Consider the following 10,486-nt stretch of genomic DNA (forward strand, 5'->3'; position numbering starts at 1 on the left):
GTTTCCGGCGCGACGGCGGCGGGCGGCTCTATCGGGGCCGGCTCGGGCGCAACGGCCGGAGGAGCTTCGGGCGGCGCCTCCGCCGGCGTCTCCACGAGCGGAGCTTCCGTCGTCGGCGCGTTGTCCTTTTTGAGGCTGTCCTTCAGCGACTCGACGCCGCTCTCGATCGCCTCGCGAAGTTTGACGACGTTTTCGTTCGGCGCGGCGTACACGCCCAGTCCAAAACCTATCGCGCCCGCAACGGCCGCCGTGACGATCGTCGAAATCACTCGAGCCATTCTATGTTCCTCTATTAGAAAAGGCCTTGCTGCGAGCAGCGGAGCGACCTCACCGAACGCAAATACGTGGGCAATAAGGCGGCGTTGCGCCGCGTGCGCCCGATTCGAACCCGATCCTGCACGAGCGCGGCTGGCCCGACAAGCCCGCCGCGGGAATTGATATAACTCAACTTGCGCCCTCCCCCTCCTCCAGGAAGCGCGGAAACACCGGCGCCGGCGGCGGCAGCGGCGCGCCTTCCTGCAGCGCGTCGGCCTCGCCGGCGTGGGCGAAGTCGCGCGCATCCGGCCCGATGCTCAAGAGATCGAGAAGCTTGCCCGCCGACTGCGGCATGAAGGGCTGCAAGGGAATGGCCAGCCGGCGGAGCGTCTCGGCGGTCACATAGAGGATCGTCTCCATGCGCGCGGGCTCGGTTTTCTTCTTCGCCCACGGCTCTTCCGACGCGAAATAGCGATTAGCCTCGGCGACGACTCGGAAAATCTCGGCGAGCGCGTGATGCGGCGCGTAAATCTCCATCGCCGCCCGCGCCTTGTCGATCGCGCCGGCGGCTTCCGCGAGGATCGCCTTATCGGATTCCATAAAGATATTTTTATGTGGTACGGAACCCATACAATTCTTTGCGATCATCGACAGCGAGCGCTGCGCCAGATTGCCGAGATCATTGGCGAGATCCGCGTTGATGCGGTTGACGATCGCCTCATGCGAATAATTGCCGTCCTGGCCGAAAGGGATTTCGCGCAGGAAGAAGTAGCGTAACGGATCGACGCCGTAGCGCTCGGCGAGGTCGAAAGGATCGACGACATTGCCGACCGATTTCGACATTTTCTCTCCCTTGGAGAAGAGAAAGCCATGCACGACGATCTGCTTGGGCAAGGGCGCGCCGGCCGACATCAGAAAGGCCGGCCAATAGATCGCGTGAAAGCGGGTGATGTCCTTGCCGATCACATGAGCGTCGGCCGGCCAGTAATGCGCCCGATCCCCCTCGCCCGTCAGCCAGCCCGTCGCGGTGATGTAATTCGTTAGGGCGTCGACCCAGACATACATCACATGTTTGGCGCTGGTGCTTGGACTGGGCGGGATTGGAATGCCCCAATCGAACGTCGTGCGGGAGATGGAAAGATCGGTGAGGCCGCGCTTCACGAAAGCGACGATCTCGTTCCGATAATGTTCGGGCGTGATGAATTCTGGATGCGCCTCGTAATGGGCGAGCAGCCTTTCGGCATAGGCCGAGAGTCTGAAGAACCAGCTCTCCTCCTCCACCCATTCCACCGGCGTGCCAGTCGGCGCAAATTTCCGGCCCTCGCGCTCGCTGAGTTCGGCCTCGTCGTAATAGGCCTCGTCGCGCACGGAATACCAGCCGGCGTATTTCGAGAGATAAATGTCGCCATTGGCCTCCATGCGCCGCCAGATTTCCAGCGCCGCCGCCTTATGGCGCTGCTGCGTCGTGCGCACGATGTCGTCGGCGCGGGCGTCGAGCGCCTCACCCATGCGGGCGAATTGCGCCGCCGTACGGTCCGCGAGAGCCTGCGGCGTCAGCCCCTCCTTCTCGGCCGTGCGCTGCATCTTCTGGCCGTGCTCGTCCATGCCGGTGACGAAGAAAACGTCATAGCCGTCGAGCCGCCGCCAGCGCGCAAAGGCGTCGACGGCGATGCGCTCATAGGCATGGCCGATATGCGGCGCGCCATTGGCGTACGGAATGGCGGTGGTGATCATATAAGGAGGGCGCTCGCTCATGCCGGGGGTCTAGCGCGCTTTTGCGATGCGGGAAAGTGGAGCCCCGATGGGGACGGGTTTCCGGCCAAGGCGTCTCTTGGTGTCATCGAGGCCGCCCAATAGCGCCCGCTTCCGGAAATTTCCGCCGCCCAGCGATGCGGCGCCGGCATCCCCTTCGGCGGGAAAATGCTCTAACTAGACATGCGCGACTGACGGCGGCCTCGATAGCGCGTTCTGGCTGTCTCGAAGCGTGAATTTAGGATCGGCTGGCGAATATGGAACGCAAATGGCGGGTCGTCTCTTCTAAAACATTGTTAAAGGATCGATGGATCGATCTCCGCGCGGATCATTGCGTCACGCCCGGCGGAAAAGAGATAAGCCCTTATTATGTGCTCGCCTATTCCGACTGGGCGCATATCGTCGCGTTGACGCCGGACGACGGGATCATTCTCACCCGGCAATATCGGCACGCGGCGGGGGAGTTCCTTTACGAACTCCCTTCCGGCTCGGTCGACGCCGCCGACGGCGATCCCGAAAGGACGGCGCGCCGAGAACTTGAGGAGGAAACCGGCTATGTCGCCGAGCGATGGCTGAAGGCCGGCGCGCTTTCTCCCAATCCCGCGACGCATACGAATAAGGCGCATATTTTCGTCGCCCTCGACGCCGAGTTGAAGGGGATTCAGAAATTGGACGCCGGCGAGGAAGGCCTGACCGTTCACGTCTTTCCTCTCGCTGAGGTCTTGGACTCGCTTGGCGCCGGCCTGCTGGGGCAATCCATGCATGTCGCATCGCTTGTCCTGGCGCTGACGGCCATTGGGCGCCTCAAGCTGACGATATGAGCCGACGGCCGCGAGTCGTCATCGTCTTGTCAAAGCGCCGCGGGGAATATTGACGACGCAGGGCGCTTAAGACGGGACTCCCCTTCGCCGTCATGGCGCGCTAACTTCTTTTCGCGGAGCATCGAAGATGAGCGTAGCGAAAGGCGCGCCGAGGGACATTGCGCGGCGGTTCGCCGAGAAGCGGGCCGGGCGCGCCGACGGCTGGCGGCGCGAGACCTTCACCCTCGCGCGGTCAGAGGCGCGGGCCAAGGCGCGCGAATGGTTCGACCGCTTTCCCAAGGCCGCCTATATGACCGAGATCGAATTCTGGCGCGAGCTGGACGATGGCAGGATCGAATTCACGATCCGCCGGCTGCCCAGCGCCGATTAGTCGGCAGTCGGCAGTCGGGCAGTCGGGCAGTCGGGCAGTCGGGCAGTCGGGCAGTCGGGCAGTCGGGCAGTCGGGCAGTCGGGCTTAATGTGAAATAAAATTTCGTAAATTCAATATATTATAATATTAATCTCAACTTCTAGCATAACTTTAAGTCTAACTATTCCGACGCCACGTCGGGCGTCCGCCAGGCGAGATGCTGCCCGGCGTCGACGGCGATCATCTGCCCCGTCACGCTCTTCGCCTTGGCGAGATAAACCACCGCATCCGCCACGCCTGCGACATCCGCCGCGTGCTCCAACGGCACGCCGCGCGCCTCCGTTTCGAACTCTCTTTCGCCGAGCGCCGGATTGGGGAATACGGGCCCCGGCCCCACGGCGTTAACCCTGATGCGCGGCGCGAAGGCCTGGGCCATGGTGCGCGTCGCGGTCCAAAGCGCCGATTTCGACAGCGTGTAGGAGAAGTGGAGCGGCGTGAGGCGCCAGACGCGCTGATCGATAATATTGACGATCGCCCCCTCCCCAACCGGCGGCAGGGCGGCGGCGAAATCCCGCGCGAGCAGCAGCGGCGCGCGCAGATTGACCGCCATTTGCCGCTCATAGGTCTCGAGCGGGAAATCCGCCGCCGCGTCGACTTCGAAGATCGAGGCGTTGTTGACGAGCAGCCGGAGGGGTCCGAAAGCCGCCCCCGCCTCCGCGATCAGCCGCTGCGTCGCCGCCGCGTCCGCAAGCTCGGCGATGGCGCTCGCGGCCCGCCCGCCGCGCAGACGAATGGCGTGCGCGGCAAGCTCCGCCTCATCCGCCGAGCGCGGAGAAGCGTGCAGCACGACCGGCCGCCCCTCGCGCGCGAGGCGTTCCGCGATGGCGAGGCCGATGCGGCGCGACGAGCCCGTCACCAGCGCGGGTCCGTCGTCATGCTGGCCGGCGTCGCTCATGCTGCATTTCCCCGTCGACTGATGGGCTTACCCTGTCGCGCGCGGCAGGCGGGCTCGCCATCGACGGCTATGCTATACGCCTCGGGCGGCTCCAGGGGCAGCAATATTCCGTCCCGATATCCAGCTTCGTCTCATGCGCCGGACCCCTTAGATTCTCGGCGACGCTTTTCTGGGCCGTCATACTCGCCCCTTCCCGAGAACGCGCTAGATGAGGCTTCAGGGCTCAGCAGTAGGGCTCAACCGTCGCGCAGCCGCGCGCACTTCATTTAAGGACACTCGCGATGGGACTTTTGGACTTTCTCACGGGAAAACCTAAACTGGCGCCTGCGCCGACGCCCACCAAAACGGCTGAAGCCCCCGCCCCGGCGAAACCCGCCGAGGTCTTCTATGTGGTGAAGGCCGGCGACACGCTCTGGAAAATCGCGGAGGCTCATTACGGCCACGGTCAGGGCACGCGCTACCTCGAAATTTTCGAAGCGAACAAACCGCTGCTGACGGACCCCGATAAAATCCAGCCGGGCGAGCGTCTGCGCATTCCCGCCGCGACCGCCGCGACCGCCGCGACCGCCGCCGGCGCGAAAGTCGCTGGCGGCGAGTGGGTTCCGCCCGATGAAATCCGCAAGGGCTGACGAACCAAACCGCTGCGGTTGAGGGGCTCTCGAGAACGATTAGTTTAGCGCATCCGCGTGATTCAAACGCCGGATTGGGTCGGAGAGTCGCGCTAAGGGCGCTTAGAGAAGAAGACCGGCTTATCCACGACGCGGATCAACGGGATCCGCCGCTCCTTGTAGAGTGGCGCGCGGGCGATCGGCGGCGGACGCTTAGGTCACGCCTTCGTCGCCTCATATGCAGGAGCGCTGGCCGCGAAGTCGGCGAGCCAGCGCGCGAGGCGGGGCCGCCCTGCGCGCCAGGCGCCTTCGAAACGCAAATCCAGATAGCCGAGCGCGCAGGCGACGGCGATCTGACCGATGTGGATCGGCCCTTCTGGAGGGGCAGCCTCCAGCGCGTCGAGCGCGCGATCGATCTTGCCCTGCTGTAGCGCGATCCAATCCGCATGCCTCAGCGCCTCTGGGCGCGTCGCGGTCTCGTAGCGGATGAGCAGCGCCGCGTCGTTGATTCCATCGCCGAGCGCTTGCAGCCGTAGCGCCTCGAAACGGGCGTAGCCGGCGGGAATGAGCCGGCCGCCGCCCGAAAGATGGTCGAGATAGTCGGCGATAACCCGACTGTCGTAGAGCGAGGACCCGTCCTCGAGCACAAGCGTCGGGATTTTTCCGAGCGGGTTCTGCAAGCGCAGGCTGTCGGCCGGATCAGTCGCATCCGCCGCGACGATCTCAATGCGGTCGGCGAGTCCCAGGAGATCGGCGGCGATGCGGATTTTTCGGGCGTAAGGGGAAGCGGCGGAATAGCGCAACACGAGCATCGGTCATTTCCTGTCTTCATCTTCCGTGTAGAACAAGCTTTGTGCGGCGCCAATGGCGGACGGCCGCGAGGATTGACCATGAGCTATGACGCCCTCTTCGCGCCGCTGAAGCTCGGCGCGCTCGATCTCCCCAATCGCATTCTGATGGCGCCGCTCACGCGCTGCCGCGCCGAAGACGGCCATGTCCCCGGCCCACTTATGGCCCAATATTACGCGCAGCGCGCCTCGGCCGGCCTCATCGTCGCCGAGGCGACCATGGCGATGGAAGGCAATTCCGCCTTCTGGCGCGAGCCGGGGATTTATTCAAAGGCGCAGATCGAGGGCTGGCGGCGCGTGACGCAGGCCATCCACGACAAGGGCGGACGCATCGCCTTGCAGATCTGGCATGGCGGGCGCGCCTGCCATCCGCTGCTCAACGACGGCGCGATTCCGGTCGCGCCCTCGCCCATCGCCATCACGGACGACGACGTGCTGACGCCGCAGGGGAAGCAGCCCTATGTGACGCCGCGCGAGTTGCGCGACGACGAGATCGCCGGGATCGTCGCGGGCTTCGCCCAGGCCGCGCGCAACGCAAAGGAAGCGGGCTTCGACGCCGTGGAGCTGCATGGCGCGAACGGCTATCTCCTCGACGAATTCCTGCGCGACGGCGCCAATAAACGCAGCGGCCCTTATGGCGGCCCGCTTGAAAATCGCGCGCGGCTGTTGTTCGAGGCCCTCGAAGCTGTGACGACAGTCTGGGGCGCCGAGCGCGTCGGCCTACGGATTTCGCCGCTCAACAGCTACAACAGCATGAAAGACAGCGACCCCGTGGGCCTCACCGCCTGGCTCGCCGAACGGCTCAATGTCTTCGGCCTCGCCTATCTGCATGTCATGCGCGCGGATTTCGCCAATCAGCAGAAGGCCGACGTGCTCACGCCGGCGAGGGCGGGCTTCAAGGGCGTTCTAATCGGCAATATGGGCTATGACGCGGCCGAGGCCGATGCGGCGATCCGCGCGGGCCAGCTTGACGCCGTGGCTTTCGGCGCCCCCTTCATCGCCAATCCGGATTTCCCGGCGCGCATAAAATCCGGCGCGCCGCTCAACGCGCCCAACCCCGCGACCTTCTACACGCAGGGCGCCGCCGGCTATACCGACTATCCGGCGCTGGCGGAACAGGCGGCGACGTCTTGATATCGTGAATAAATCGGCGCTCTCAAACGACATATTGGAATAATAACGAATACAGTCGAAGGAGCGCCGCATCCCGCTTGCGGATCCCTTTTATAAGAGCGCTGAACCCCAGAAAAATCCCGAGCTTCTTCAGTCCGATTGCTCAAGATGACGGGTTCATTTTCGTGAAATCGGCTCAAGGCGCTTGCTCAAGCCGGCTATTGAATTAATTCTCTAGCGTTGGCTGAGATGGGGCGCGCCTCCGGCGCGACGATCAAAATCAGCCTGCTCTTCGAAGAAAGGGAAAATATAGATGGAACGCCGAACATTCCTTGGAGCGCTTCTCGCGGGCGTTGGCGCATCCTTCGCCGCCTCGCAAGCGCACGCCTTGACGGCGCTCGCGCCGAAGGCGGCGACAGAGTCGAGCGCCGTTCCCGCGCCGCAGTTCGGCGTCGCGACGCCGGAAGACATCGAAAATGTAAAGCCCGAGAAGACCTGGTGGCGGCGGCGCTGGTGGCGGCGGCGCTGGTAATGTTTCGTTCCTGACCGTTGGCCGCTGCGGCGAAGCGGTCGTCTCGCTCCCGGAGGCGCGTAGCGCAGCCGGGAGTTTTCTTTCTCTCATTCGCCGACGAGCCATTCGATCTCGAATCCGGCGCCTTTCCCTTTCCCGAGCCGCTCGACAAGAAAGGGCAGAAGCGCGCGCGCTTCATCCTCGAAGACGAAAGGCGGATTGACGACCGCCAATCCCGTTCTGCGCAGACCGGCTTCCCCCTCGCCAATATCCATCGTGAGCCGCAAAACGCGCCGCGCGCCGCTTTCCTTGAATGCGCGATGGAAGCGGCGCACCGCGTCCGGGTCTTTTGACGGGTGCCATAAGACGTAAATCCCTGTCGGCCATTTTTCATATGCTTTACGGAATGCGTGAAACATGGCTTCGAATTCGTCCGTTCGCTCAAAGGGCGGATCGATCAAGGCAAGGCCGCGCCGCTCCTTTGGCGGGACGCAGGCGGCGAGGCCGATATAGCCGTCGAGATGAAGCGTCTTGACGCGCGGATCGCTCGCGAAGCAGCGGCGCAGCGCCGCGAAGGCGTCGGGACGCAATTCGTAGAAAATCGCCCGGTCTTGCGCGCGCGTCAGTCGCTGCGCGATCAGCGGCGAACCAGGATAAAGCGCCGGCTTTCCCGCCGCGTCGAAAGCGCCGAGGCAGTCGAGATAGGGCGCCAGCAGCGCGCGAATCTCCTCGCTCGCGTCCGAAAGATCGGCGAGACGCCCGACGCCGCCCCGCCATTCCTGCGTGCGCGCAGCTTCTTCCCCGGCAAGGTCGTAGCCGCCCTCGCCCGCATGGGTGTCGATGACGCGAAATGGCGTCTCCTTGCGCGTCAGATAGACGAGCAAGCGCGCGAGCAGCGCATGTTTGAAGACGTCGGCGAAATTGCCGGCGTGAAACCCGTGCCGGTAGTTCATTTTTCTACAGCGTTTTCCGCCGCGGCGGTCGCCGGTTCGGCCTAAAAAATACGCCCATTAAAGCGGCGCCGGCGCGCTGATCTCCCGCGTGCGGCAGCCGCGCTGCGCCACTTCCGGGCAGGCGCGGAAGTCGCGCAAATCCTTGGAGAGGCAGATGCGCACGCCGTCCATCACCCCGCGTCGGCAGGAGACCGTCATCATGCCCGGCCGCAACCTCGGATTGGCGTCATAGAAGGCGCGTTCGACGTCGATCGGCGCGAATTTCTGGTCGCCCTTCGGATTGACGAAGAGCGGCGGGATCGTTACCGCCGCGCGGGCGTTGGCGACATCGGCGAAATAGTCGCTCGGGCTCTTGCCGCTGCAGACGCCGTGCTTGCGCCATTCGTAACGGGCGAGGCCCTCGCTTGGGAACAGCCCTTCGGCCTTTTCGAGCGCGACGCGCGAGGGCGCGCGCGGCCCCGGACAATCGCTTGGCCGGCCCTGCTCATATTGCGGCCAAAGGCCATGGACGACGAAGCCGAGGCTCTTGCCCGGCTCGCATTGGTCGTTCGCCCCTTCGACGCTTTCGCAAAAGCCTGGCGACCAACTCAGAGCGAGCACATAGAAGTCGAAGTCGCGGGCCCCGCCGCTTTGGGCGAGGCCCGGCGAGAAGACGCCGGCGAGCGAAAAGGCTCCAAAGACCCAATGACGAAATAAGAAAATTCTTTTCATTAGGACGATCTCATGAGGGGCGGCCCCTTAAGGGCCGGCGGCGCGGCAATTGGGGCTGAAGGCGTGATTGCGGTCGAGGCCGACGACGCACCAGGTGACGCCGGGGCCGGCGCCGATATATCCGAGCGCCTCGCCGACATTATAGACGACGGCGCGGCGCGCGCCGTCGTTGAACAGCGCCACGGCGCGACAATAGCGGCGCGGGATGTAGCTTGCGCCATTATTGCGATAGCCCGTCTCCCCGACCGCTTCAAAGCCGACGATTGCGAGCGGCGACGCCCAATACCAGGTCTCGCGCGTCTGAAATCCGGAGACGATGTCGGAGAGAACGCCCGGATCGCCGCAGCCGGCGGGATACCCCGTATAGGGCAGAACGCGCAATTCGGCCGGGGGATTCTCCTCGCGCGCCGGTTGGGCCGTCGCCGCGCCGGGGGCGAAAAGCGCGCCGCCCACGGCGCAGGCCAAAAGACCGCTAAAGCCCTTAAAGCGGCATCGCATCGCATCTCTCCTCAAAGACAGGGACGAGCCGCGATAGAGGCCAAAAGGGCGCCGCGCGTCAAGGCGCTCGGCAGCTTAAAATCCCGGCGGGTGTCAAGAAGGGCGGGAGGCGCTATATTGGCGGCCATGGCCATTCGCACAAAGACCCTGCGCCGCCTTCTGGCGCTCTTTCTCGGCGCGCTGATGATCAGCGCGAGCCCCGGCGCCTATGCGCAGGAAGACCCCTTCTCCGAATTCTTCGGAGGTCTGTTTGGCGGACGTCCGCACCGCTCGTCGCCCGACTATGGCGAGCCGCGCGTTCGCCGCATCGCGCCCGGCCGGGAACGCGGTCCCGCCTATTGGCATGGCCAGAGCGAGCAGCGGCGCGCCAAGCGTCAGCAGACGCCCGCGCCGGCGGAGGAAACGCCAGCCGTCGAACCGACCTTCTTCGTCGCGACGCTCGGCGACACGCTTGGCGTTCTTCTCGCGAACGGGCTGAAGCAAGGTCTTTCCGACAAGCCGGATGTGGCGATCCTCAGCAAAGCCAAGGAAAGCTCCGGCCTCGCGCGAGAGGATTTCTACGACTGGAAAAAGGCGGCGCATGAGATCGCCGGCGACGCGCAGAAGGTCAATGTCGCCGTCATCATGCTGGGCAGCAACGACCGCCAGGCGATTCAGCAAGGCTCCGAATCCTACGAGCCCTTCTCGCCGCGCTGGCGGGAGATTTACGCCGCGCGCGTCGACGCCGTGATCGCCGCCTTCCAGGAGAAGGGGATTCCGGTGATATGGGTCGGCCTGCCGGTCATGAAGAACGAACGCTTCTCCGCCGACATGGCGCAGCTCAATGAAATCTTCCGCGCCCGCGTGGAGAAAGCCGGCGCGGCCTATATCGACATATGGGAGGCGATGGCGGACGAGCACGGCCAATACAGCGCCTTCGGCCCGGACATTAACGGCCAGATCGTCAAGCTGCGTTCGGCGGACGGGGTGCATTTCACTGACGCCGGCGCGCGCAGCGTGGCGCATTTCGTCGATACGGAAATCAAACGCATTTACGATGAATATCGGGAGCGGACGCCGCTGAACGCCGCCGCGCCGCCCGCCGCGGCGCCGCCTCCCGATGCCGGCGCGCG

Annotated in this window: 11 protein-coding genes and 2 pseudogenes; 6 read left to right on the top strand and 7 right to left on the bottom strand. The window is 64.4% G+C overall.

Going from position 1 to position 10,486, the window contains the following annotated elements:
* Nucleotides 1-278, bottom strand: a pseudogene (locus V3H18_RS15805) (hypothetical protein); the annotation flags it as partial.
* Between the two features lie 166 nt (nt 279-444).
* A complete protein-coding gene (gene metG, locus V3H18_RS15810) occupies nt 445-2,010 on the bottom strand; it encodes a methionine--tRNA ligase (protein ID WP_332083033.1) in 1,566 nt (521 codons plus the stop codon).
* A 254-nt stretch (nt 2,011-2,264) separates the two neighbouring features.
* On the opposite strand from metG, the gene V3H18_RS15815 reads away from it, so the two are divergent.
* Both V3H18_RS15815 and V3H18_RS15820 read left to right on the top strand, forming a co-directional pair.
* Nucleotides 2,265-2,828 carry an NUDIX hydrolase gene (locus V3H18_RS15815; RefSeq protein WP_332083034.1) on the top strand — a complete coding sequence of 188 codons (564 nt, stop codon included), beginning with the start codon at nt 2,265-2,267 and terminating at the stop codon, nt 2,826-2,828.
* A gap of 127 nt (nt 2,829-2,955) precedes the next feature.
* Entirely contained in the window at nt 2,956-3,198 is a 243-nt protein-coding gene (locus V3H18_RS15820; protein WP_332083035.1) for a hypothetical protein, read from the top strand.
* A 160-nt stretch (nt 3,199-3,358) separates the two neighbouring features.
* Here V3H18_RS15820 and V3H18_RS15825 read toward each other — a convergent pair whose 3' ends face one another.
* Nucleotides 3,359-4,132 (bottom strand): SDR family oxidoreductase, encoded by a 774-nt coding sequence (locus V3H18_RS15825; protein ID WP_332083036.1) that lies wholly within the window; start codon nt 4,130-4,132, stop codon nt 3,359-3,361.
* 347 nt (nt 4,133-4,479) lie between these two features.
* Between V3H18_RS15825 and V3H18_RS15830 the strand changes: the two are divergent.
* Nucleotides 4,480-4,761: pseudogene (locus tag V3H18_RS15830) on the top strand (LysM peptidoglycan-binding domain-containing protein); the annotation flags it as partial.
* Between the two features lie 197 nt (nt 4,762-4,958).
* Here the strand turns inward: V3H18_RS15830 and V3H18_RS15835 are convergent.
* On the bottom strand, nt 4,959-5,552 hold the full coding sequence (locus V3H18_RS15835) for a glutathione S-transferase (RefSeq protein ID WP_332083037.1): 594 nt from the start codon (nt 5,550-5,552) through the stop codon (nt 4,959-4,961).
* Nucleotides 5,553-5,630: 78 nt separating this feature from the next.
* Between V3H18_RS15835 and V3H18_RS15840 the strand changes: the two genes are divergently transcribed.
* Nucleotides 5,631-6,722, top strand: coding sequence for an alkene reductase (locus V3H18_RS15840; RefSeq protein ID WP_332083038.1), 1,092 nt, complete (start codon nt 5,631-5,633; stop codon nt 6,720-6,722).
* A gap of 292 nt (nt 6,723-7,014) precedes the next feature.
* Nucleotides 7,015-7,233, top strand: a complete 219-nt coding sequence (locus V3H18_RS15845; RefSeq protein ID WP_332083039.1) for a hypothetical protein — start codon at nt 7,015-7,017, stop codon at nt 7,231-7,233.
* Between the two features lie 86 nt (nt 7,234-7,319).
* Here the strand turns inward: V3H18_RS15845 and V3H18_RS15850 are convergent, their stop codons facing one another.
* From V3H18_RS15850 to V3H18_RS15860, 3 genes are read right to left on the bottom strand one after another with little or no spacing between them, the layout of a single operon-like run.
* Nucleotides 7,320-8,165, bottom strand: a complete 846-nt coding sequence (locus V3H18_RS15850; protein ID WP_332083040.1) for a 23S rRNA (adenine(2030)-N(6))-methyltransferase RlmJ — start codon at nt 8,163-8,165, stop codon at nt 7,320-7,322.
* 57 nt (nt 8,166-8,222) lie between these two features.
* The gene (locus V3H18_RS15855) at nt 8,223-8,876 is read right to left on the bottom strand and encodes a ribonuclease T2 (protein WP_332083041.1); all 654 of its coding nucleotides are present in this window, start codon (nt 8,874-8,876) and stop codon (nt 8,223-8,225) included.
* A 27-nt stretch (nt 8,877-8,903) separates the two neighbouring features.
* Nucleotides 8,904-9,374, bottom strand: coding sequence for a hypothetical protein (locus V3H18_RS15860; protein ID WP_332083042.1), 471 nt, complete (start codon nt 9,372-9,374; stop codon nt 8,904-8,906).
* 126 nt (nt 9,375-9,500) lie between these two features.
* Here V3H18_RS15860 and V3H18_RS15865 point away from each other — a divergent pair.
* Nucleotides 9,501-10,486, top strand: a 986-nt coding sequence (locus tag V3H18_RS15865) for an SGNH/GDSL hydrolase family protein (protein ID WP_332083043.1), incomplete at its 3' end; no start/stop codon positions are given.

Origin of the sequence: Methylocystis borbori (genome assembly GCF_036576025.1) — a bacterium.
GTDB classification, from domain to species: Bacteria; Pseudomonadota; Alphaproteobacteria; order Rhizobiales; family Beijerinckiaceae; genus Methylocystis; species Methylocystis borbori.